Origin of the sequence: Winogradskyella sediminis, assembly GCF_003387355.1 — a bacterium.
Lineage (GTDB): Bacteria > Bacteroidota > Bacteroidia > Flavobacteriales > Flavobacteriaceae > Winogradskyella > Winogradskyella sediminis.
This window is the reverse complement of the sequence record NZ_QUNH01000003.1, coordinates 269,260-292,240: the sequence shown is the minus strand read 5'-3', so window position 1 is coordinate 292,240 and position 22,981 is coordinate 269,260. Positions and strand designations below refer to the sequence as shown.

The 22,981-nt window shown below is 33.7% G+C and carries 22 protein-coding genes and 1 pseudogene; 7 read left to right on the top strand and 16 right to left on the bottom strand.

Annotated features, from left to right (window positions below; all coding sequences use genetic code 11):
* Positions 1-2,001: pseudogene (locus C8N41_RS17005) on the bottom strand (hypothetical protein); the annotation flags it as partial.
* Between the two features lie 529 nt (positions 2,002-2,530).
* On the opposite strand from C8N41_RS17005, the gene C8N41_RS14010 reads away from it, so the two are divergent.
* Together C8N41_RS14010 and C8N41_RS14005 are read left to right on the top strand one after the other, a co-directional pair.
* A complete protein-coding gene (locus C8N41_RS14010; RefSeq protein WP_092443034.1) occupies positions 2,531-3,457 on the top strand; it encodes a peptidoglycan DD-metalloendopeptidase family protein in 927 nt (308 codons plus the stop codon).
* Between the two features lie 58 nt (positions 3,458-3,515).
* Positions 3,516-5,750 carry a type IA DNA topoisomerase gene (locus C8N41_RS14005; RefSeq protein ID WP_115839726.1) on the top strand — a complete coding sequence of 745 codons (2,235 nt, stop codon included), beginning with the start codon at positions 3,516-3,518 and terminating at the stop codon, positions 5,748-5,750.
* On the opposite strand, the gene C8N41_RS14000 is transcribed toward C8N41_RS14005, so the two are convergent.
* The 4 genes from C8N41_RS14000 to C8N41_RS13985 form a co-directional block, all read right to left on the bottom strand.
* The gene (locus C8N41_RS14000) at positions 5,740-6,216 is read right to left on the bottom strand and encodes a GyrI-like domain-containing protein (protein WP_115839725.1); all 477 of its coding nucleotides are present in this window, start codon (positions 6,214-6,216) and stop codon (positions 5,740-5,742) included. The genes C8N41_RS14005 and C8N41_RS14000 overlap by 11 nt on opposite strands.
* Before the next feature lie 198 nt (positions 6,217-6,414).
* Entirely contained in the window at positions 6,415-6,876 is a 462-nt protein-coding gene (locus C8N41_RS17175) for a cold-shock protein (protein WP_092443040.1), read from the bottom strand.
* Positions 6,877-7,205: 329 nt separating this feature from the next.
* Positions 7,206-7,667 (bottom strand): DUF4251 domain-containing protein, encoded by a 462-nt coding sequence (locus C8N41_RS13990; RefSeq protein ID WP_115839724.1) that lies wholly within the window; start codon positions 7,665-7,667, stop codon positions 7,206-7,208.
* 12 nt (positions 7,668-7,679) lie between these two features.
* A complete protein-coding gene (locus C8N41_RS13985; RefSeq protein ID WP_115839723.1) occupies positions 7,680-10,148 on the bottom strand; it encodes a zinc-dependent metalloprotease in 2,469 nt (822 codons plus the stop codon).
* Positions 10,149-10,283: 135 nt separating this feature from the next.
* Here C8N41_RS13985 and C8N41_RS13980 point away from each other — a divergent pair, with 135 nt between their 5' ends.
* Together C8N41_RS13980 and C8N41_RS13975 are read left to right on the top strand one after the other, a co-directional pair.
* The gene (locus tag C8N41_RS13980) at positions 10,284-10,586 is read left to right on the top strand and encodes a DUF3817 domain-containing protein (RefSeq protein WP_092443045.1); all 303 of its coding nucleotides are present in this window, start codon (positions 10,284-10,286) and stop codon (positions 10,584-10,586) included.
* Positions 10,573-11,811 (top strand): mechanosensitive ion channel family protein, encoded by a 1,239-nt coding sequence (locus C8N41_RS13975; RefSeq protein ID WP_092443047.1) that lies wholly within the window; start codon positions 10,573-10,575, stop codon positions 11,809-11,811. Before C8N41_RS13980 ends, C8N41_RS13975 begins: the two co-directional genes overlap by 14 nt.
* Positions 11,812-11,816: 5 nt before the next feature.
* On the opposite strand, the gene C8N41_RS13970 is transcribed toward C8N41_RS13975, so the two are convergent.
* Complete coding sequence (locus C8N41_RS13970) at positions 11,817-12,200, bottom strand: acyl-CoA thioesterase (protein WP_092443048.1); 384 nt, start codon at positions 12,198-12,200, stop codon at positions 11,817-11,819.
* 262 nt (positions 12,201-12,462) lie between these two features.
* Here C8N41_RS13970 and C8N41_RS13965 point away from each other — a divergent pair, with 262 nt between their 5' ends.
* On the top strand, positions 12,463-12,879 hold the full coding sequence (locus C8N41_RS13965) for a glyoxalase (protein ID WP_092443050.1): 417 nt from the start codon (positions 12,463-12,465) through the stop codon (positions 12,877-12,879).
* A 1-nt stretch (position 12,880) separates the two neighbouring features.
* Here C8N41_RS13965 and C8N41_RS13960 read toward each other — a convergent pair whose 3' ends face one another.
* The 3 genes from C8N41_RS13960 to C8N41_RS13955 form a co-directional block, all read right to left on the bottom strand.
* Positions 12,881-13,558, bottom strand: coding sequence for a DUF2461 domain-containing protein (locus C8N41_RS13960; RefSeq protein ID WP_115839722.1), 678 nt, complete (start codon positions 13,556-13,558; stop codon positions 12,881-12,883).
* A gap of 107 nt (positions 13,559-13,665) precedes the next feature.
* Positions 13,666-13,830, bottom strand: coding sequence for a hypothetical protein (locus tag C8N41_RS17000; RefSeq protein WP_170137132.1), 165 nt, complete (start codon positions 13,828-13,830; stop codon positions 13,666-13,668).
* A gap of 112 nt (positions 13,831-13,942) precedes the next feature.
* A complete protein-coding gene (locus C8N41_RS13955) occupies positions 13,943-14,851 on the bottom strand; it encodes a mechanosensitive ion channel family protein (RefSeq protein WP_115839721.1) in 909 nt (302 codons plus the stop codon).
* 319 nt (positions 14,852-15,170) lie between these two features.
* Here C8N41_RS13955 and C8N41_RS13950 point away from each other — a divergent pair, with 319 nt between their 5' ends.
* Positions 15,171-15,392, top strand: coding sequence for a hypothetical protein (locus C8N41_RS13950; protein ID WP_092443056.1), 222 nt, complete (start codon positions 15,171-15,173; stop codon positions 15,390-15,392).
* Positions 15,393-15,517: 125 nt separating this feature from the next.
* Complete coding sequence (locus C8N41_RS13945; protein WP_092443058.1) at positions 15,518-15,943, top strand: hypothetical protein; 426 nt, start codon at positions 15,518-15,520, stop codon at positions 15,941-15,943.
* Positions 15,944-16,005: 62 nt separating this feature from the next.
* Here the strand turns inward: C8N41_RS13945 and truA are convergent, their stop codons facing one another.
* The 7 genes from truA to hisB all read right to left on the bottom strand — a co-directional run bounded on the left by truA (position 16,006) and on the right by hisB (position 22,972).
* Entirely contained in the window at positions 16,006-16,791 is a 786-nt protein-coding gene (gene truA / locus C8N41_RS13940; RefSeq protein WP_115839720.1) for a tRNA pseudouridine(38-40) synthase TruA, read from the bottom strand.
* 191 nt (positions 16,792-16,982) lie between these two features.
* The gene (locus tag C8N41_RS13935) at positions 16,983-18,842 is read right to left on the bottom strand and encodes a T9SS type A sorting domain-containing protein (protein ID WP_115839719.1); all 1,860 of its coding nucleotides are present in this window, start codon (positions 18,840-18,842) and stop codon (positions 16,983-16,985) included.
* A gap of 137 nt (positions 18,843-18,979) precedes the next feature.
* Positions 18,980-19,582, bottom strand: coding sequence for a bifunctional phosphoribosyl-AMP cyclohydrolase/phosphoribosyl-ATP diphosphatase HisIE (hisIE, locus tag C8N41_RS13930; RefSeq protein WP_115839828.1), 603 nt, complete (start codon positions 19,580-19,582; stop codon positions 18,980-18,982).
* A gap of 9 nt (positions 19,583-19,591) precedes the next feature.
* The gene (hisF, locus tag C8N41_RS13925; RefSeq protein ID WP_115839827.1) at positions 19,592-20,347 is read right to left on the bottom strand and encodes an imidazole glycerol phosphate synthase subunit HisF; all 756 of its coding nucleotides are present in this window, start codon (positions 20,345-20,347) and stop codon (positions 19,592-19,594) included.
* Positions 20,348-20,410: 63 nt separating this feature from the next.
* A complete protein-coding gene (gene hisA, locus C8N41_RS13920) occupies positions 20,411-21,154 on the bottom strand; it encodes a 1-(5-phosphoribosyl)-5-[(5-phosphoribosylamino)methylideneamino]imidazole-4-carboxamide isomerase (protein ID WP_115839718.1) in 744 nt (247 codons plus the stop codon).
* Positions 21,155-21,168: 14 nt separating this feature from the next.
* Complete coding sequence (hisH, locus tag C8N41_RS13915; RefSeq protein ID WP_092443065.1) at positions 21,169-21,750, bottom strand: imidazole glycerol phosphate synthase subunit HisH; 582 nt, start codon at positions 21,748-21,750, stop codon at positions 21,169-21,171.
* Between the two features lie 88 nt (positions 21,751-21,838).
* Positions 21,839-22,972, bottom strand: a complete 1,134-nt coding sequence (gene hisB, locus C8N41_RS13910; RefSeq protein WP_115839717.1) for a bifunctional histidinol-phosphatase/imidazoleglycerol-phosphate dehydratase HisB — start codon at positions 22,970-22,972, stop codon at positions 21,839-21,841.
* Between the last annotated feature and the right edge of the window lie 9 nt (positions 22,973-22,981).

The window sequence follows — 22,981 nt, the reverse complement described above, 5'->3', positions numbered from 1 at the left end:
TGCTGTAGTGGCTCCATTACTCCATGCATACGTATATGGTGCTGTTCCACCTGTAGCGCTTGCTGTAGCTGATCCGTCTGAACCTCCATTACAGCTTACATTAGAATCCACTACACTTGAAGCGACTAAAGCTGCTGGCTCTGTAATCGTTACACTTGATGTATCTGTACATCCATTAGCATCAGTGATGGTTACATTATAAGTTCCGGCTACAACTCCTACTATACTTGCTGTAGTTGCTCCATTACTCCATGCATACGTATATGGTGCTGTTCCACCTGTGGCGCTTGTTGTAGCTGATCCGTCTGAACCTCCATTGCAACTTGCATTAGAATCCACTACACTTGAGGCTACTAGAGCGGTAGGTTCTATTACTGTTGCAGAAGTTGTAGCTGTACATCCGTTTGCGTCTGTTACCGTTACACTGTAAGTACCAGAAATTAAGCCTACCATATCTTCTGTAGTGGCTGTATTGCTCCACGCGTAAGTGTATGGTGCTGTTCCGCCAACTACTGTTAAATCAACAGTACCGTTACTACCTCCATTACAACTGACATGAGTTGCTACTCCACTAGCTGATATTGCTGCCGGTTGTGATACTGTTACTGAAGTCGTTGCTGTACATCCGTTTGCATCGGTTACTGTTACATTGTATGTACCAGACATTAAGCCTACCATATCTTCTGTAGTAGCGGTGTTACTCCATGCATAAGTATATGGTGCTGTACCTCCTGTTACTGTTAAATCAACTGTACCATTGCTGCCGCCATTACAATTAACATGAGTTGCTACTCCACTAGCTGATATTGCTGCCGGTTGTGTTACTGTTACTGAAATCGTCGCTGTACATCCGTTTGCATCGGTTACTGTTACATTATAAGTACCAGCCATTAAGCCTACCATATCTTCTGTAGTAGCGGTGTTACTCCATGCATAGGTGTATGGTGCTGTACCTCCTGTTACTGTTAAATCAACTGTACCATTGCTGCCGCCATTACAACTAACATGAGTTGCTACTCCACTAGCTGATAGAACACTAGTAGGCTGCGTAATTGTAGCACTAGCAGTTGCTATACACCCATTAATATCAATTACTGTTACTTCGTACGTACCTGCTGAAAGACCTGTAGCCGTAGCTGTAGTTTGGGCAGAACCGTCATCCCATAAATAGGTATATGGTGCGGTTCCATTTACCGGACTAACAGTTAGAGAGCCTGTAGCTCCGCCGTTACATGCAACATTAGTTTGTGCTGAAATAGAAGCAGTCATTGTACATGCACTTGCACATGTAACGTTTGGTGTACTATAATCAGCAGGGCCTATAGCATATGGCATCGTATTATGGAAGACCCAATTAATTTTATTATAAATATTAGTTCTTAAAGCATCATAATCTCCTGTTAATGTACCAACATATTTAGCATTGTCATACTCTACAGCATCATATAATGCTACAGCATTAACAGCATTAGTTAAACCTGTTGGCAGAACACTTTCTGCAGAACCAGAGTCTACATCATTACTCCATCCTGTACTTGGGTCTACCTTAGAAGCATTATAATCTGTATGTATACCTGTTATAAAGGTAGGATTAGCAGGTCTTGCTGAAGACCCCTGATAAAATAATATCTGATCTCCTGAGATAGATATATTTAACCCTGCTATTTCTGTACTTATAGTTCCACCTGCTCCCGAAATAGTTAAGTTATTGAGGTCTATGGATACAATTGTTCCACAAGATATTCCCCCTGCCGGTATTGTCCAAGAGATGTGTCCCTCAAAAGGGTTACCCCAGGTTGTAGTATCCCAACCTTCGTCTGTCATATACAGTTTTTCACCTGCCGGTAAATCTGCAAAGGCTATAAAGCTGATAATATCGTAACCGTCGGCATTTAAACCAATAACGGCAATATCACCAGCTTGCATGGTTTGTGCGTGCATGTCTTGGAAAGCGATTAGGCTCCAAAACATAAAAAAAATGTAAAATAATTTTTGTTTCATAAGTAGATTTTTAGTTTTAATAGACCACAAATAAAATAAAATAATCCATAAAAAACATATTTATTCGACAAAGTGCACGGTATGATTTTTATGTATAAAATAGAAATAACAATAAAATCACCTGACAACTTAAACATAAACGTTTAGCTAAACATAGTTATTCCATATATATTGGCTGAATAGCTGTCAATTTTATGATTTCTAATGTTTTAAAAAGATAAGTTATCTTAATTTACAACACTTTGCTACACAAAAAAAGCATCAATTCAATTGATGCTTTTTCAACCTAACCAAACCGTAAAACTAAACGCTTTGTATTATCTTAATTATGCAATAAATCCCTTGTTGCAATTATTCAAATGTAAAAGAACTAAGTGCAAGAGATTAACTCATTTACATAGCATCCTAATCCATTTCATTATGCTATCTTAAAATAAGACTAGGATTGGTTTGGCTTAGATTACCACGAACAAACAATATTTATCCTATATTCGCGTTTCAAAAGCCAGTTAGATTACGTTTTCCCTCTATGAAATACATTTTTATTAGTATCGTCTTTTGTTGTGCTTCATTATTAGGTATTGCACAAAACGACTCACTATCAAATTCGTTAAAAATTGAATTACAATCTTATAAATTCAACGGAGCCATTCTTGTTGAAACTGTAGAGATACCATTAATTAGAAAAAAAGCATTAGCTATTGATATTAAAGCCGATCATTGGGATACTACGGTTCACAATCCTTATATCGATACGTTTCAAAAATTTCCTGTAGAATTAAATTTTACCGACACCACTTTTGCGTCTCCTGTACCACATACTAAGGTCATTACTTCGCGCTATGGTTGGCGACGTGGAAGACCTCACAATGGTATTGATATTGATTTGGTTACAGGAGACAGTGTTTCTACTATACTCGATGGTATTGTCCGTTTTGCCAGATATACCAGCGGTTTTGGAAATGCCGTAGTTGTAAGACATTACAATGGTTTAGAATCTACATATGCGCATTTATCTCACATTGGTGTCAAAGTTAATGATACATTAGTCCGAGGGCAGTATATAGGAAAAGGTGGCAATACCGGAAATTCTAGAGGTAGTCATTTACACTTAGAACTCAGTTATAAAGGAGAGCAAATTCACCCTGAATACTTATTTGATTTTTCGTCTAAAAATGCCATTAGATCCCAACAGGTTTGGGTAACTCAAAAATGGACGCATGCTAGATTTCATAATTCGAGAAGAGTCAGCAAGGTTAAAGTAATTAAATCTGCTGATGAAGCCGCATTATTGAGTTTAGCTAAAAAACCGAGAATGTATGTGGTAAAAAAAGGAGATACACTTTATGGCATTTCAAGACAAAATAATATGTCTATTTCTAGACTATGCAAAACCAATGCGATAAACAAATCCTCACCACTAAAAATTGGTCAGAAATTAGTATTAGAACCCTAAAAAATACGCTTTTCATTTATAAATTTCTGTATTTTCGCAGACATTAAATTTACTACAGTTGAAAGTTTGTATTGCCGAAAAACCAAGTGTTGCCAGAGAAATTGCCTCTGTATTAGGAGCCACCACAAAGCGTGATGGTTACTTTGAAGGCAATGGCTATGCCGTAACGTACACCTTTGGACATCTTTGCACTTTATACGAGCCTGCTGACTATAAACCATATTGGAAAAGTTGGGATTTAAACAACTTACCTATGCTTCCTGAAAAGTTTGAAGTGAAAGTGGCCAATAATGATGGGATTAAAAAGCAATTTAAAATTGTAAAAAGTTTATTTGATAAAGCAGATGTAGTGATTAACTGTGGTGATGCAGGACAAGAAGGAGAGTTGATTCAGCGTTGGGTGATTAACAAAGCGAACTACAAAGGAAAGGTAGAACGGCTTTGGATATCGTCTTTAACTACAGAAGCCATTAAGGAAGGCTTTAAAAATTTAAAACCTGCTGAAGATTACGATAACCTTTATTATGCCGGCTTTTCGAGATCTATTGGAGATTGGCTTTTAGGTATTAATGCAACACGACTTTACACCGTAAAACATGGTGGCTATAAACAAGTACTTTCCGTAGGACGCGTACAAACACCTACGCTTGCTATGTTAGTAAATCGTTTTAAAGAAATAGAAAACTTTAAACCACAACCCTATTGGGAATTACAAACACTGTATAGAGACACCCTTTTTAGTTATGAAGACGGTAGGTTTCTAAAAATGGAAGATGGAGAACGCTTAGCGCATAAAGTGAAAGAGGATACATTTGAAATTGTTTCTATCACCAAAAAGAAAGGTACCGAATATGCTCCGAAGCTATTTGATTTAACCGGACTACAAGTTTACTGTAATACAAAATTTGGATTTTCGGCAGATGACACTTTAAAAATAGCCCAAAAATTATACGAGAAAAAAGCGGTAACTTACCCTAGAGTAGACACCACTTTTTTACCAAATGACGTGTATCCAAAAGTAAAAAGTATACTATCTAAACTCACTGATTATTCGAGCCTTACAACACCACTTTTAAACCAAAAGATAAAGAAATCGTCTCGTGTTTTTAATGATAAAAAAGTAACAGATCACCATGCTATCATTCCTACCGGAATGCAAACACATCTACAGTATAATGAGCAGCAAGTTTACGACATTATTGTAAAACGGTTTATTGCAGTATTTTATGACGACTGTAAAGTCTCTAACACTACAGTAATCGGTAAAGCAGCAGAGGTTAATTTTAAAACCACAGGAAAGGAGATTCTATCTAAAGGTTGGCGTGTTGTTTTTGAAAAACAAGACGCTTCACCATCAGCATCAAGTAAAGACAAATTACTACCTACTTTTGTAAAAGGCGAAAAAGGCCCACATGAGCCTTCATTTTTAGAAAAACAAACCAAACCACCGAATCAATATACTGAAGCCTCGCTATTGCGTGCCATGGAGACTGCAGGTAAGCAAGTAGAAGACGAAGAGCTACGAGATTTAATGAAAGAAAACGGTATTGGTCGTCCATCTACACGTGCCAATATTATTGAAACACTGTTTAGACGTAAATACATTAAACGTAATAAAAAACAGATTTTACCAACGATTACTGGAATACAACTGATCGATACGATACAAAATGAGTTGCTAAAATCTGCAGAACTCACAGGATCTTGGGAAAAACAATTAAAGGATATTGAAAAAGGTGAATTTAGCGCAAGTACTTTTATTAAAGGTATGAAACGCATGGTAGATGCCTTGGTATATGAAGTTCGTAGCGAAAAAGTACAAACCCGAATTTCTGCAGTTAATAACAAACCCGTAGGAAAATCGAAATCAAAATCGAAATCGAAAAAGAAATCCACAGCTTTAGTAGGTGGTCCTTGTCCTAAATGTAAAACAGGACAACTTTTAAAAGGAAAATCGGCTTATGGTTGCAATCTATATGGTACTTCTTGTGATTTTACGTTACCGTTTACATTTGGAGACAAAAAGATTTCTGAAAATCAGTATAAACGTTTATTAAGTAAAGGCTCTACCGTGAATTTAAAAGGATTTAAAATTAACGGTCAAACTTTGGAAGGTCTTTTGCGTTTTGATGATAACTTTAAACTTAAACTAGAACCAAAAAAATCTAAAGTAAAACCTGTTGCTGCTGGTGACACTTGCCCTAAATGTAAAACAGGTAAAATTTTAAAAGGAAAAACTGCTTTTGGCTGTAGCAATTATAAAAGTGGGTGCGATTTTAGGGTTAATTTTTAATTAATCGCACGGGAACATAAAAATCCTCTTCAGAATCTGTACACCCATTTTTATATTTTTCTCCCATAACTTGAAAATGTGGTCTATGATCTATTTCATAGCCAGAAGTTGGCAACCATTCGCTCATAATCTTTTCATAAGTAGAACCTGCATCCATACCTTTATGTGGGAACATTGCATAAGTTCCACTTATAATAGTATAAACTTTCATATGATTTGGAATGTTATCAAAATCCATAACTTCCGCACATGCCCAAATTTCAAATGCTTCTCTAGGAGTACCATTTTCATTTAAGCGAAAAATTTGCATTGCGATTAACTCTTGTGAAGTCAGGGACTGAATTTCATGTTTTCGTGGCATAAATTGTTGCCATAGCGTCCTAATTTTATGCTGTTCATCTCTTATAATCGTTGTGGTTATTCCAATAATTTTTCTTTCCGAAAATTCTTTGATTTTGGGGTGCATAGTAACTTAAAAAAATGAAATGTGAATATATATAAAAATATCTACAATGGTTACCTTGAATGTTTAAGCACTTACGATCCCCAATCCCTCTATAGCGTGGATTAAAAAAACTTAAATCATTTCAAATATAGAATTGCATCATAAAAAAAAACCACTATAGTAAAACTACAATGGCTTTTAAAAAATTTTTAAATTAAATTATTTAGCTTGCTTAACTCTCACTGCATTCATTCCACGTTGCCCTTTCTCTAATTCGAAAGTGACTTTGTCATTTTCTGCAATTTCGTCTATAATACCACTGACGTGTGTAAAATGTTTTTCATTTGTTTCAGTATCAATAATAAAACCGAAACCTTTTGAGTTGTCATAAAAAGACACTTTACCATTTCTAATAGGATCAAACGGTTCTTCGTCTGACTCTTCTTTGGTCGGTACACCAAGAACAATATTCTCAGCTTTTACCTTCACTTTCATCGTCGGATCTGGTGGAGTATCTGTTAAATTACCATTGTGATCTACATAAGCAATTGGGATACCTTCGGATCCGTTTTCTTCTTTCTGGAGTTTACGCGCTTCCATTTTCTTACGCTTATCCTCTCGTTTTTTTAATCGTTTTTTTTCTTTTTCACTTTTACTAAAAGTCTGTTGTGATTTAGCCATTCGTAGTTTTAAAAATTAATATGTGTATGTGCTTTTGAAAATATGCATAATGCAAACAAGTTAATCTACTTAACAATGAATAGTATTAAAATCTAGTACAATAACTTTAAGAATAATGTTATTTGAGTAGTATATCTTCAATAAACTGATTACAAAGATACAATTTCTATACCACATATTAAATTATAATGCTTACAAACGCTGACTAAAAATACTCCAAGCTTAAGTTTAAGTCGTTTGTGCCGAAAATTTATAGCTTATTTCCCTTTTTAAAGTACAAAATTCGCTTTCCTTTACTGTAAAAGTTTTACTAATAAAAGGACATTATCTTATAATTTATTTATGCGTCCTGTATAAGATAATTTTGAACCATCGTGGCCATTTAACGTTAAAAAAGCTTTACCATTCGGTTTTATTTCAATTTTTATATCATAGTCTGTGGCAAGGATATCAATTGAAATTAGTTGTGTTTCGTCGTTAAATGAGGTATCGATTTTACTTTGATCATCCTTAATAACATGAACAACTTTATGTTTTGAAAAATCGTGTAGTTGCCCTACAACTTGTAACTTATATACTTTAAATTGATTGTGTTCACCATTTAACACTTCTCTTTCTTGACTATTATGTATCACATCTGCTACAAATTGATAATGTTGCGATTTTACAGCATTTTTTGAGTTATGATACGTATTAGCAAATAGTTCCTTTTGGCTCGTTTTTGATTGCGCTGTTATAAGCGTTGGCACGGAAAAACTAAACAGTACAATTAATAATATTATTTTTTTCATGTATTAAAATTCTTATTTCGGGTCTAAAATAACATTTATACGCTCAACAGCATCGAGATAATGGTATTTAGTTTCTGTATTTATAGAACTTTTTGATGCAGATATAAGCAGCTCCTTTACCCTATTTAACTCTCCTCTCACTAAAGCTCTGATATCGGATTGATTGACATTAAAGTATTGACGACTGCGATTTTTATCTAAATCTTCGGTCATTAATTGAAACATCGCTTCTAAATAAACACGTTGTAAATTACGTCGATAAATAGAAACATTTGTTCCTGAATTGGCCTCAGACCAAATGCCTCTTCGTAGATCTCTTAAAAAGTCTAGCGCAGCATAGTTTTTAGTATCTATAGCATTATGATCAATGATTCTACCCAGGCGTTCAAAACTTAATAAGTTATTTAAATGTCTAGCCTGCAAACCTCTAATTCTATCGGTATAACCTGCGTAATTAATATTCTGAAGTATCGATTTATCAATTAGCCAAATTGGTGTTTTAAAAGCATTATTTTGCAACCAATGCAATGCCGCTTTTTGATCATCTCTAGCAACAGGATTATAAACGGCTCCTTCTTGAGATGGGTTCTTCGTATCCTCTACCACTCCACCAATGTGTGTTACAACATGACCTATATAGCGGCTCCAGACGCTTAGCAATTCTCCGTAAAGTTCCTCTAAATCTTCGTAATTATCAGTTTGATCACTCGTCCATTTTGGTAAATTTTTAGCGACTATTTTTAAGTTTTTCAGCCCATAAGTACTGGCTTTAATACTATTATTCCCAATATCTTCGGTTTGTGCTGTAGGATCATAGTTTCCACGTCCTGAAAATTTATAGATTGGATTTTCTGCCTTTTCTAAAATCCAACCCTCTAAAATTTCTTTTTCATCTTGTGCTGTTTTAGCAGAATCAATATATCGGTAACCGTAGTTAATTGCATACGCGTCATAAGGTCCTAATTGTCTCACAAATCTAATATTTTCATCACCTGGCTGTGCTATATAATTATATCGTGCATAATCCATAATGGTCGCAGCAATACCGTATTGTTGTGTAAAGTCTCCATCTCTATAATTCTCAACATCATATGCATAACTCGCACTCATATTGTGTGGCAAACCTAATGTGTGCCCCACCTCATGTGCTATCACCATTTTCATCATTTCGCCGATATCCTGTTCTGGTGTATTTAGCGTTCTTGCAGACGGGTTTGCTGCGCCAGTTTCTAACAAATAGCGATTGCGATACGAGCGCAAATGGTTATGATACCAAATGATATCACTTTCAATAATTTCACCACTTCGAGGGTCCGAAACACTTGGACCCGTTGCATTTCTTGTGGTACTTGCTACATATCTTACAACTGAGTACCTAATATCTTCAGGACTAAAATCTGGATCTTCTGCTTTAGTTGGAGGATCTTTAGCTATAATCGCATTTTTAAATCCAGCGGCCTCAAAGGCTTTCTGCCAAAGTTCAATTCCTTCTTTCATGTACGATCGAAACTTCATAGGAGTTGCCGGATCTAAATAATATACAATAGGTTTTACAGGCTCTACCAACTCTCCCCTATTATATGCTTCAATATCTTTTGGCACCAACCTCCAACGTCTCAAATACGTTTTTCTATCTGATTTTAAGGCTTCACTACTATAATCGTATTTACTTAAAGTAAACCAACCCACACGCTTATCAAAAAGTCGTGGTTGCATAGGTGTTTCGGGTAATAAAATCATCGATTGATTCATTTGCACACTAATTGTTTCGTCTCCAGTATTTACAGGCGGTTTTGCTGCATTGTAAGTAAAATCTTGGATGACTTCAATATTCTCTGGAAAACTTTTAACAGTATTAATAAAGCTTCTCGATTTATCAAGATTTTTTACTTTATAAGCAGATCTTAATCGTGACCCTAAGCCGCTAATAGCTTTGACATCTGAGCCGTAAAAATTAGTAACATCAATAACCACAGCAGAAGAATCTTTAGAAAAAGCAGCTATATCAAATGCATATAGTGTAGGTTCGTAATTATTAGATTTTACAGAAATATTAATAGGCAAACTGTCTGTGGCTACGGCACTCGAGGTAATTTCTTTAATCAGAATTTTATCCTTAAACCGTTCCCAATTAATCATGCGTGTATTGGTTTTTGTACCAGCATTAACATAACCACCACCTAAATTTGAAGGTAATTTTGCAAATCTACTCACCAATAACATATCTCTATTGAGATGTTTCATTGGGATTTCAAAATAATACTTTTCACCTATAACATGTACCTTAAATAAACCATCATCGGTCACGGCATCTTTAGTAATGACTTTATCATAGTCTTTAATTTTTTTATTAGCTTTTTTAGAAACTTGTGATTTGGAAGCTGCCGATCCTTTAGCTTCTGTCTTCTTACCTACAGATTGCGCAGTAGCACAGGATAACAAGACGAATAAACCAAGGGTTGATACTAGGATTTTTCTCATAAAATATAATATAATCGATTGAATATGCCGTTAAATATAATTAATAGAATTTAAGTTTATCTCAATTTCTTAAAAGCTGTTAAAATCTTCTCTTATTCATTAATTCTAAAGTATTTTTACAGGAAATTTAATGTTATGCTAAAATTATTACCAGTCTTTAGAGTTGTAGCGTTGTTAGAAGGTGTTTCTTACATCTTATTACTTTTTATAGCCACACCAATAAAATACATGTACAAAGACCCTCAATATGTAGGATTATTAGGTATGCCACATGGAATTTTATTCATGGCATACGTGGTGATTGCTGTATTGATAAGCTCTGATATGAAATGGCCAACGCGAACATTCTGGATTGTTTTATTAGCCTCTATAATTCCTTTTGGAACCTTTTACGTGGATAAAAAATACTTAACAAAATCTGGCCGTGCTAAACATTAAACATACGTTATTCGATTTTTTAGTAGAACAAGGTATTTCTGAAGATACTGCCATATACCTCAATATGTTTGGGCTTCTTTTAGCCTTAGTTTTAATTGCTTTTATTGTTGATTATGTTACTAAAAGACTTTTATGGCGTTTTTCATCGAGTGTCGCAAAGCGCACCAAAACAGATTTTGACAACATTTTAATCACTAACAAATTACCGAGAAATATTGCACACATTATTCCGTTATTAATACTCATTGAGTTTGTACCAGAAGTATTTTCGGATTTTGAAACTGCCAATATTATTATCGAAAAAACTTTGGTCATTATCACCATTGTACTCACCCTTCAAATTATTAGAAGTTTTTTAAGCTCTATTAAAGATTACCTTAAAACTTTACCTAATTATAAAGACAAGCCTATTGATAGCTATGTACAAGTCTTTATGATTTTTGCTTGGCTCTTGGGGATATTTTCAATTTTGGCGATTATAACAGGAGTTTCCTTTATAAAGTTTGCCACCACATTAGGGGCGGCTTCCGCAGTTATTATTTTGATTTTTAAAGATACAATCTTAGGATTTGTTGCTAGTATTCAAGTATCTATAAATGATATGGTACGAATTGGAGACTGGATAACTTTTGAAAAATATGGTGCAGATGGTGATGTTACTGAAATAAATTTGGCAACCGTAAAAGTACAGAATTGGGATAAGACGATTACTACAATTCCTACATACGCTCTAATTTCAGATTCATTTAAGAACTGGAGAGGCATGATGGATTCTGGTGGACGCCGCATTAAACGTTCGGTTATTGTTAAGACCTCTACCATTAAATTTCTTAATAATGAGGATATTGAACGCTTCGGAAAAATTCAATTAATTTCAGAATATATTAAAACACGTAGTACGGAAATCAATACTTACAATAGTCAAAAGAACATTGATAAGTCCGTTTTAATTAATGGTAGAAACCTTACCAATTTTGGTGTATTTAGAAAATACCTTCAAACGTATATTGAAAACCATTCTGCTATTAATAAAGACATGACCTTAATGGTACGCCAATTAGAACCAACTCCGCAAGGAATCCCTATGGAAATTTATGCATTTAGTAGTGATCAACGTTGGCAGAATTACGAATACATATTAGGGGACATCTTTGACCATATACTCGCTTCTGTCAAATATTTTGATTTAGAAATCTATGAGTTGGCTTTAAGCAACAACGTGTAGTCTGCTTACAATCTATCTTTAACAAACTCAATTTGGGTTTTTCCGTGCGGTGCAGGTTTTCCATCTGGCCCTAAATTAACCATTACAATATTGTCTACAGTTAAAATAGTCTCTCTAGTCATTTTATTTCTGGCTTCACATTTTAAGGTGAGCGAAGTTTTTCCAAATTTAATGACATCAATTCCTAGCTCTACAATATCACCTTGAACAGCAGAACTCATAAAATTTATTTCAGAAATAAACTTAGTTACGATTTTAGAATTTTCGAACTGAATTATAGTGTATAATGCAGCTTCTTCATCTATCCATGCTAAAAGTTGTCCTCCAAATAAAGAACCATTAGGATTTAAATCTTCGGGTTTAACCCATTTTCTTGTGTGAAATCTCATATATCTAATTTTTATAATCAAAAGCAGTTTTTAGTTAATTTGTCCTTAAGACATACGCAACATAACTACTTATTAATTGTCGTGAATATTATGAGTTCAAAAGTAAAGTATACTTCGCTTAATTACGTTGCTATGGCATTCGATTTTTAAATATTGACATACGAAATGTTAATAAGACCGTTAACAACATAATGACTATGACATTTGAAACGCCACCTATTTCCGTAATTTTAATAACGAATTAATCCTTAAATCATGATATATGTCAACACGATTGGATAACCTACTCTCTATTAGACCTCAAATTTTATCAGCAAAAGTTCACCAAACGACAGGTGCTGATGAAGCTTTTCAGAACAAAACCTTACGACCAATAATTAAGTTACAACACGATTTATTTATTGCTGTATTTAAAAACTACATTAAAAAGCATAAAAATGTGTTTTACACACTAACTTTAGAAGGTCAATTAAAATACATTTCTAACGCCATACAAAAGGATATTAAATTCAGAAATTCTTTGAAGGGTATGGTTATTGGGCAATTTACAGTTGACGAATATGAGTTGTATATTAAAAACTCTTCTGCATTAAATAAACGGATGATGGCGATTGTAAAGGAACGCCTTATTCATAGCATTCAATTATTTGAGCAGACAGATTCTGTACGTCACTTTTAGTTTACAATAACGATTCTCCGTTAAGATTGGTGGTGAGCACATCGCTCATATAATCGAAAAACGGTCTTACGTTTTTAAAAGCGGTATTCACGTTAGCTAGAAACTCTTCTGCTAAAACATCTTTATCAGTAAACTTTCTAATCACAATAAACTGTTTGCGTCGAATTAAATCTATGGCAGCATGTGTTTTATCAAATCCTTTAGGCGCTGTTTTTAACGCTTCTCCTGTAAAGTCTCCCCAAGTTGATTTAAAAGTTTTATCGTTTAAAATTGCACGTATTTCAGTATCGTCCATTTCAAATTCTTTTCTAATACGCAATAAATCCTCTTTACTAGGATCCCAAAACCCAGCGGCAATAAATGACTCGTTATTAGGCTGAATGTGTACATAGTACCCACCTCTTAATTCTGGTTTTTTTCTTGTAAAAGACCCTCCGAAATGGGTTTTATAAGGTAATTTATTCTTAGAAAATCTTACATCTCTGTAAATTCTGAAGATTTTGATCTTTTCAATCTGATCGTGCGTATTCATTAATTCACCTAAATGATTAAAAGATGCTTTAAGTTTAGACTCTATAGCTTTAAACTCTGGTTTGTGTTCATTAAACCAGTCGCGATTATTATTTTTTTCTAATTTTTTAAAAAATGTAAAAGTTTCTTTTGGAATTGAATGTGTCATGCTTAAATAAAAAGGGAGTTACAATAGAGATTTGTTTACTTTATAAATATATAAAAAGCCATCGAAATGATGGCTTTTTACATATATATTTAGAATGTGTTCAAAAATTAGTCTACAGCATCTTCAACGTCATCTGCTGCATCTTCAATTGCATCTCCTGTATCATCAACAGCATCCTCAATTTTATCACCTGTAGATTTTTGTTCTCTACAACTAGTGGTCATTAAACTTAAACTAAATAAGGCTATAAATAAATAACTAAACTTCTTCATTGTAATTGATTTTAATGGTTTATGTATACTACAAATATCGTTAGGACATTGCGATTAAATTGGCTCGTATCCCATGAAATTTAACTCAATTGATACAATTTGTTTAATGCAACTACTTTTCGTTTTGAGTTGTGGATTGTGCTTTAGAATTACCTTTAATATCTAACGAATTATCGAACTGCAATGTTCTAATTGGAAATGGAATATTAATACCCTCTTTATCATAGGCTTTTTTAATTTCAATAATAGCAGTGGTTTTTGCTTTCATCTTTTCGAGCATACTTTCGGCGTCTATCCAAAAACGGCATAAATAGTTAATGGAACTATCTCCAAACTCGGTAAAATAAAATTCTACATCATCCACAGATTTAACTTGGTCAAACGTTGTAGCAATAACTTCTTTAGTTAATTGCTGTACCTTTTCTAAATCGGATTCATAACCCACTCCACACTCTAAAAAAATTCTCATCTTAGTTGTTAATGAGTAATTTTTAATTGGATTTTCTAATATGGTTTTATTCGGTATAATTACAATATTGTTATCCGCTTCTTTTAGCGTAAAATCTTTAAGATTAATATCCATTACTTCACCAGAATATCCCGTAGTTTCCACCCAATTACCTATCTGTATTTTCTTCCTAAATGACAAAATAAGTCCGGCAAAAGTATTAGCCAAAGTACCTTGTAACGCTAAACCAATAGCCAAACCGACGACTCCTGCACCAGCTAATAATGAAGTTAGAGCCTTACCTAAATTTAAAACTCCTAAAGCAATAAACAACCCTAAAGCGACTACGACAACAGCTACAACTCTAGATATAGCATTTTTAATGGAGTCTTGATGAATTCGGCGAGAAACTAACCTTTTTACTAATCTACCAACGTACTTCGCGGCAAAATAAGACGCTATCATCACTAAGATTGCCAAAATAAAATTAGGAATATTCTCAATAATAGCGTTAAACCAACCAATCAGTTTATCTACTAAATTACCTAATGCTGTATTAAATTGCTCTTTCATTTATATATTAATTATTCTATTTATTAAACGTTTACAAATATCTTACTGATAAAAAGATAAAATTTGCTCTTCTCCTCGTATTTTTAACGCTAAACCATAATAGTGTATTAACGAAAAACGTCAGAACTTCACCTAAACAAAACCATAAATACTTTTAACACTATGGTGAGTAAATAGCCATGATTTAAGACTTAGATTCTAAACGTTGTGTACTCATTTAACATAAAAGATAACTCGGTTAATAATTGTTTTACAATAAACTTGTGAGTTCCCTTTAAATTTACTATTATGCACCACTTTTAAAACAGACAATATATTTATGGGTAGACCAGCAACAAGACCAACAGCACTAAAGGATGGTTTCTATATTGAGATTAGAAACAAAGGCTCAAAATCAGGTGTAAAATTATACAGTGGGACCAAATTACAGATGCATCGTGCTATAAAAATGTACGAGCGTTCTAAAGAAGTTATCATTTTAGGAGAATCTGTTAACGGAAAATTTGTAGATAAAGAACCAAAACTTCACGTTGCCGAATAAGATATAATTTGTCTTATATTTTATATCTATTTTTTTAGGTAAATACTTAATTCTTAATTTTTTTCATACATTGTTGATTCGTATGGTACTTATTAGTATCTATTTTTAACTAAATCAACTAATTTATGACAAACATTAAAAGAAAACCGCCAATTTCCTTTTGGATAATCAGCGTATTGGCATTATTATGGAATGGCGCTGGCGTCATGGCATACATCGGTAGAGCCTTTATGACTGATGAGATTATTGCACAATTACCAAAAGAACAACAAGCCGAATTTTTAGTTGAATATCCGGCTTGGTATACAGCAGCTTTTGCATTAGCTGTATTTTGTGGTGCACTTGGGTGCATTACCTTATTAATTAGAAAAAAATGGGCTTATCCCCTATTTATTATTTCAGCATTGGGAGCAATAGTGCAGCATATTTATCTATTTATAACTGTAGAAATGGATGCACCAACTTTAATAATGCCAATATTAGTTATTGTGATCTGTATCTTTTTAATATGGTACGCTAAGAAATCAATCTCTAAAGGTTGGATTAATTAAAAATACTGAATTCATCTTATAGTCATAATAAAAGTACAAGTTAAATCTAATTTGTACTTTTTTTATTCAAAATCTACCGAATGAAGAATTAAACCTGAAGCTGGTGCTATATAATCCATAACTTCAGTACTATCCATTTTTAGAGTGTCTTGGATATATTCTAATGTAATGTCACCTCTACCCAGTTTAATCAAACATCCTACCATTAGCCGAATTTGATTACGCATAAATCCCTTTCCTACTACTTTTAAGACATACGATTTTTCAGGAAAAAAATTGGCCGTATAAATATCGTTATCTACAATTTCTGAAGACTCAATAGTTCTTATGTATTGTCCTTTGTCAGTAGCACGATAGCAATAGGTTTTAAAATTATGATGACCCTCAAATAGTTTGGCGCCTTGTTTCATTAAGTCAACATTAAGCGGCTCTAATATCGTAGTTAATATAGGAGCACAAAATGGATGATTTTTTTGACCTTCAGAGAATACATAGTGATACTCTTTTAACTTAGAATCTTGAATAATATTAAATTCTTTATTTACTTCTTTAATAGATAACGCCCGTATATCTTGAGGTAAATTATGGTTGAATAGTTCTAAAAAAGCATCAAGATCTTGAAGCGGTTCATTATAAACAAATAATTCTAAAGCTGCTTCATTAGCAGAGACCATAGCATCAGTTCTGCCTGCTCCTAAGGTTTTAAATCGGGTATCTTGAAAAATATATTTCAAGGTACGATCTATCATTAGATGTACCGTTTTAACATCTGGTTGTTTTTGCCAACCGTGAAAACGATAGCCTAAATATTGAATTTTAATGAGATAATAGTAACGTTTATTAAACATAGTAGCAAGAACGCTAATTTCTCGAAGATTCCAAAAGCAATGCTCATATTTTAATTTGAAACTCTTATTATACTAGTTGTATTAGTCGGCAACAAAATATATCATTTTAATTAACCTTATAAACAAAACAGCCATAATTTTTCAATTATGGCTGTTTCTTATAAAAAGTATAGTTTTACCAAAGGCAAATTTTATTTTATGATTAATTTCTCAATATGTCTTTGAGTAGTATTATTATCTAATTCTACAATATATACACCAGAAGTCAATGAGCTAATATCTATAGATTGATTAGCGTTATATGTATCCAACTTTTGAGATAAAATAAGGCGTCCATTGACGTCATATAATTTAGCATTCGTCTCATTATGTAATTGACCATCTATATTAATGGTCTTCGCTAAATTATTTACATATATTTTTAGAGAATCAAAATCTACATCGACGTCACTAAGAGTTGTTGTTTCAAATCTTAAATAAAAACGTCCGGTTCCACTTAAATCTGTCGAAGGAGTAAAGCTATGATCACCAGTGTTTAAAAGTGTAACCGTATTATTTACAGTATCCTCTAAATACACATTTGTTGTTTCAGACATATCACTTTCAGCGACACTAAAAGTTAACTCTTGTCCCTGACCAGCATATACTCCTAGAGGCACAACGACATCATCCATAGATATATTATTTAAAGCTTGAATTGCTAAGGCAATACTAGCATCTCCTTCAATTAAACTAGAATAAATTGAAAATGCAGGAGGAGTAGAACCAAAAACAGAAGCATCATAACCAGGGTCTAATCCTTCAGAAGCATTACTATTAAAGTAAAATTCAGTATTATACTCTGCGGTTGTTGAGCTTAACTTTAATTTTGTGTAGCCGTAATGTGATGATACAGCATCTCTTGATAAATTTTCACTGTCATTCCCATGCGAACGCATATTAGTTGTAAAATCAACAGATCCGCCACCCACTTTCGATTTTACAAAAAAGGCCTGACCTGGCGCAATCAATTCTACTATATCTTTATTATCTGCAGTAGCCTGATTCCAAACTATCCAAGGGTTATTACTATCTCCTGAATATGTATAAACAGCAGCATTTTCTGAGTCCAATTCTAATTTATTATCGGTAAAAAAACTTTCAAAATCGAGATAAGATGGATAAGGGTTACCTATTAAATTCCAAGCAAAACCAGAATCGTTAAGCGTTAAGTTAACCGTTCCTGTTTCTACATCTCCTGTATAGATTAAGTTTGCACCATCTGTAGTAGCTCCTCTATAACCAGCACCTGCTTCTAGCACATGGTTACCATCTACAGCAACTTGCACATCAAGATTATAATAAGTATCAGTAGCTGTTAAAAATGTTGCATACGCTCTTAAATCACCTGAGGCTGCTAAATTTAAAGAATTCGCTAATGCAAAAACAGAGAATATCTGTCCTGTAAGTGGTGGTGAAACTAATTCATTTACGCCGGCTTGTGCGGTAGAGCGGTTATACGTTACAGTGCCAACAATACTTCCATCAGAGATTAAACTCGCAAATTCGCCAGCACCTGAATTAAGAACAACATTCGCTGTTACTGTAACTCCTGTTGCTATAGTCATAGAAGCACCAGTCTCTACTGTTATAAGACTTAAAGTAATATCTGTTAAAATGTCTATACTACCAGACTGAATAACAATAACATCTGAAGAACTTACTCCAACTGAGAATGGATCTCCTTCTGCATCCCAACTTCCATCATAAGTAAAAGTTACACTAGAGTCAAAAGTACTTCGTTCTAAGTTGTCTGAACTTGAGTTATCCTCATAACTTTCATGATAAGCATCACCATTAAATTCAGCTGGCTGATTCATATTTAGATCTTCTGTATCAAAATCTAATAGAGTTTCGCTGGTGATAAAGTGCTCATGATTTGGGACATTTGCAGCATAGTGATCACGTGTTTCGTCTTGAATACTAAATTCAGATTGCGGTTGCTGTGCTTTTGTTAAGTTAAAAAAGCATAAAACTGTAAGAAAGACTAAAGTAGGTTTAGTTTTTTTCATAAGATTAGGGTTATAGTTTGTTAATGATACCCCAAAACTACGCTTTACCAGCAAAAAAAAACGATGAAATAACGATATTTTCGTTGAAATACATCTTACATAAAACTTATCTTACTTTAATATGCTTTTTGCCGAATTTAACGCTCACTTCGTCTATCTAAGACTGAAGCTACATCGTTCATTTTGAACCCTTTTGCCTGTAAAAGCATCAAAAAATGGAACAATAAATCGGCACTTTCTTCTAAAAACAACTCATCATTGTCATCTTTTGCCTCAATGACGACTTCAACAGCCTCTTCCCCAACCTTTTGAGCTATCTTATTAATGCCTTTCGCAAACAGCGAAGCAACGTAAGATTTTTCTGATTCTTTTGCCTTAATTCTTGAAGCAATGGTTTCTTCTAGTTTAGAAATAAAACCATACGTATTTTCATTATCCTCATTCCAACAGGTATCGGTTCCTTTATGGCACGTTGGCCCTTTGGGATTTACTTTTATTAATAGCGCATCGCTATCACAATCTAACTTTATATCTATTAGATGCAATACATTACCACTTTCCTCTCCCTTGGTCCATAACCGTTGTTTACTTCTGCTAAAGAAGGTTACTAATTGAGTGTCTATCGTTTTGTTTAGTGCCTCGGCATTCATGTAACCTAACATTAATACTTTATTAGTGCAATCATCTTGAATAATTGCTGGCACGAGCCCATCTGGATTTTTATTGAAATCTACGTTCATCATTTTTACTTATATTCTTACTGGTATTCCGTTATTGAATAATGCTTCTTTTAATTCTAAAATTGGAATTTCGCCAAAGTGAAACACACTTGCTGCTAATGCTGCATCCGCTTTCCCGATATTAAAGGTGTCTACAAAATGCTGAATGTTTCCCGCTCCTCCTGAAGCTATAATAGGAATATTCACTAATTCTGATAATTTAGCTAATGCTTCATTGGCAAATCCTGCTTTTGTTCCATCGTGATTCATAGAGGTAAATAAAATTTCACCTGCGCCACGTTGTTCAACTTCTATTGCCCATTCAAAAAGTTTTATGGTTGTTGGTATTGTACCACCAGCTAAGTGTACTAACCATTCTCCATTAACTTGCTTTGCGTCGATAGCCACAACCACACATTGACTCCCAAACTTATCTGACAATTCGTTAATTAATTCTGGTCGTTTTACTGCAGATGAATTAATTGAAACCTTGTCCGCGCCACAGTGCAATAAATCATCTACATCTTCTACGGTAGAAATTCCACCACCAACTGTAAATGGAATATTGACTTGCTCTGCGACTTTTAAAACCATATCGTGCATGGTTTTACGATTTTCTAATGTCGCCGCAATATCCAAGAAGACCAATTCATCCGCACCTAAATCAGCATATTGTTTTGCTAATATTACAGGATCGCCTGCATCTCTAAGATCAACAAAATTGACACCTTTAACGGTACGTCCATTTTTAATATCTAAACACGGCACTATTCTTTTTGTCAGCATATTATCGCTTTTGGCCATAGGCTTTTGGTGTTTAGCAAATGGCTAACACCAAAAAGCTATTAGCTATTTGTTAATTATAAAATTCTCTAATTCCTTTAAACTAATCCTATATTCATAAATCGCTTTACCTATAATGACTCCTTCACATCCTAATTCTTGCAACTTTGGTAATTCATCAAATTTTGAAATACCACCAGAAGCAATCAGCTTTAAAGCGTTCTCATTATCAAAGGATGAATTATTATTTAAAATACGCTTATAAAGCTCAAAAGAAGGACCTTCTAACATACCATCCTTTGAAATGTCCGTACAAATAACATACTTAATGCCTTTGGTTTGATAATCTTTAATAAAAGGCAAAACTTCTAAGCTACTCTCTTCTTGCCAACCACTGATCGCTATTTTTTCGTTATTGCAATCGGCTCCTAGAATTATATGTTCGGCACCAAATTTAACAATCCATGTTTCAAAAAGTTCTGGATTCTTAACGGCAATACTACCTCCCGTAATTTGATGTGCGCCTGAATTGAATGCGATTTTTAAATCTTCATCAGATTTTAATCCTCCACCAAAATCTATTTTAAGATTGGTCTTGGACGCAATGTTTTCTAATACTTTATAATTTACTATATGGCTGGCCTTGGCTCCGTCTAAATCTACTACATGCAAATAGTTTATACCAGCACCTTCAAATTGCTTGGCTATCTCTAACGGATTTTCATTATATATTTTTTTCGTAGTGTAATCTCCTTTAGTGAGACGCACACATTTACCGTCAATAATATCTATGGCTGGTATTATTCTCATTTTCAAGCTTTATATTATAATTTCAAAAAATTCTTTAATAATTGTTCTCCTGCTTTACTACTTTTTTCTGGGTGAAATTGTACACCAAAAAAATTATCATTTTCTAATGCTGAGGCATACGGTAATTCGTAATCCGTAATTGCAATAGATTCCGCACAAGCTTCTGCATAATAACTATGAACAAGGTACATGTATTCTTTTTCTTTAATATCCTTAAATAGCTCAGATTTAAGATTAGAAATTGTATTCCATCCCATTTGTGGAACTTTAACCTTGTTTGAAAATCGTTTGACATTAACATCAAATATACCCAAACCCGCAGTGTCACCTTCCTCAGAATGCTTACACATTAATTGCATGCCTAAGCAAATTCCTAATACGGGCTGCTTTAAGGTAGGAATTAATACATCCAAGCCACTTTGTTTCAGTTTTAACATTGCAGAGCTCGCTTCACCAACACCAGGAAAAAGTACTTTATCTGAGTTTATAATCTCCTCTGGTTTATCAGTTAAAACAGCCTTATGTCCTAAGCGTTGAAATGCAAATTGTATACTTTTAATGTTTCCTGCTCCGTAATTGACTATTGATAGTTTCATTAACAATGTATTGTCATTCTTGCAAAAGCAAGAATCTATTGATTTTTAATTTAAAGTGGATTCCTACTTTCGTAGAAATAGCAAATGTTTACAACATTCCTTTTGTTGACGGTAATATCATTTTCTCAATATCTTGCTTAACGGCCATTTTTATAGCTTTAGCAAAGGCTTTAAAAATAGCTTCGATTTTATGATGCTCATTAGTACCTTCTACTTTAATATTTAAATTACACTTAGCACCATCTGTAAAGGATTTAAAGAAATGATAAAACATTTCGGTTGGCATTTTTCCTATCATCTCACGTTTAAACACGGCATTCCAAACGAGCCAATTTCTTCCACCAAAATCAATGGCAACTTGTGCTAAACAGTCGTCCATTGGCAAACAAAAACCATAGCGCTCTATACCTAATTTATTTCCTAAAGTTGTTGCAAATACTTCGCCTAAAGCAATAGCTGTGTCTTCAATGGTATGGTGCTCATCGACTTCTAAATCTCCATCAACTTTAATATTTAAATCGATTTGTCCATGGCGTGCAATTTGGTCTAACATATGATCGAAAAACGCAATACCAGTATCTATAGCACTTTTTCCAGTGCCATCTAAATTAAGACTGATTTTAATTTTTGTTTCATTCGTATTCCTCTCAATACTCCCTACGCGTTCAGTGCTTTTTAAAAATTTATATATGACTTCCCAATCATTAGTTTCAAGAGCAATATAAGGGTCGAGTTCTGTATAATTTACTGTAACTTCATCTGTTCCAAGATTGGTATTATCATTTATAAATATTCCTTTTGCTCCAAGATTTTTTGCCAATTCTATATCGGTAAGTCGATCACCAATAACATAGGAGTTTTGCAAATCATAAGGTTCTGAAAAATACTTTGATAATAAGCCTGTATTAGGCTTTCGTGTAGGCGCATTGTCTTTAGCAAACGTTCGGTCTATAAACTGCTCTTTAAAAATAACACCTTCTGATTCAAATGATTTAAGCACAAAATTATGAACTGGCCAAAAAGTATCTTCAGGATAGACGTCTGTACCTAAACCATCTTGATTGGTAATCATTACAATTTCAAAATTCAATTCTTTAGCGATTTTACTTAAGTATTGAAAAACCTTTGGATAGAACTCTAATTTCTCAAAAGAATCTATTTGTTCATCCGCTGGCTCTTTAATAAGCGTTCCGTCTCTATCTATAAATAAAACTGGCTTCATATGTTATGA

Excerpts from the sequence above, each read along its gene's own strand:
- hisH (WP_092443065.1), bottom strand. The coding sequence starts at position 21,750 with ATGAAACTATCAATAGTCAATTACGGAGCAGGAAACATTAAAAGTATA.
- C8N41_RS14000 (WP_115839725.1), bottom strand. The coding sequence starts at position 6,216 with ATGCACCCCAAAATCAAAGAATTTTCGGAAAGAAAAATTATTGGAATA.
- C8N41_RS17000 (WP_170137132.1), bottom strand. The coding sequence starts at position 13,830 with ATGAAGAAGTTTAGTTATTTATTTATAGCCTTATTTAGTTTAAGTTTA.
- hisB (WP_115839717.1), bottom strand. The coding sequence starts at position 22,972 with ATGAAGCCAGTTTTATTTATAGATAGAGACGGAACGCTTATTAAAGAG.
- C8N41_RS13985 (WP_115839723.1), bottom strand. The coding sequence starts at position 10,148 with ATGAGAAAAATCCTAGTATCAACCCTTGGTTTATTCGTCTTGTTATCC.
- C8N41_RS13970 (WP_092443048.1), bottom strand. The coding sequence starts at position 12,200 with ATGAGATTTCACACAAGAAAATGGGTTAAACCCGAAGATTTAAATCCT.
- truA (WP_115839720.1), bottom strand. The coding sequence starts at position 16,791 with ATGTTTAATAAACGTTACTATTATCTCATTAAAATTCAATATTTAGGC.
- C8N41_RS17175 (WP_092443040.1), bottom strand. The coding sequence starts at position 6,876 with ATGGCTAAATCACAACAGACTTTTAGTAAAAGTGAAAAAGAAAAAAAA.
- hisIE (WP_115839828.1), bottom strand. The coding sequence starts at position 19,582 with ATGAACGTAGATTTCAATAAAAATCCAGATGGGCTCGTGCCAGCAATT.
- C8N41_RS13950 (WP_092443056.1), top strand. The coding sequence starts at position 15,171 with ATGGGTAGACCAGCAACAAGACCAACAGCACTAAAGGATGGTTTCTAT.
- C8N41_RS13980 (WP_092443045.1), top strand. The coding sequence starts at position 10,284 with ATGCTAAAATTATTACCAGTCTTTAGAGTTGTAGCGTTGTTAGAAGGT.
- C8N41_RS13965 (WP_092443050.1), top strand. The coding sequence starts at position 12,463 with ATGTCAACACGATTGGATAACCTACTCTCTATTAGACCTCAAATTTTA.
- C8N41_RS13960 (WP_115839722.1), bottom strand. The coding sequence starts at position 13,558 with ATGACACATTCAATTCCAAAAGAAACTTTTACATTTTTTAAAAAATTA.
- C8N41_RS13990 (WP_115839724.1), bottom strand. The coding sequence starts at position 7,667 with ATGAAAAAAATAATATTATTAATTGTACTGTTTAGTTTTTCCGTGCCA.
- hisF (WP_115839827.1), bottom strand. The coding sequence starts at position 20,347 with ATGCTGACAAAAAGAATAGTGCCGTGTTTAGATATTAAAAATGGACGT.
- C8N41_RS13945 (WP_092443058.1), top strand. The coding sequence starts at position 15,518 with ATGACAAACATTAAAAGAAAACCGCCAATTTCCTTTTGGATAATCAGC.
- C8N41_RS13935 (WP_115839719.1), bottom strand. The coding sequence starts at position 18,842 with ATGAAAAAAACTAAACCTACTTTAGTCTTTCTTACAGTTTTATGCTTT.
- C8N41_RS14010 (WP_092443034.1), top strand. The coding sequence starts at position 2,531 with ATGAAATACATTTTTATTAGTATCGTCTTTTGTTGTGCTTCATTATTA.
- C8N41_RS13955 (WP_115839721.1), bottom strand. The coding sequence starts at position 14,851 with ATGAAAGAGCAATTTAATACAGCATTAGGTAATTTAGTAGATAAACTG.
- hisA (WP_115839718.1), bottom strand. The coding sequence starts at position 21,154 with ATGAGAATAATACCAGCCATAGATATTATTGACGGTAAATGTGTGCGT.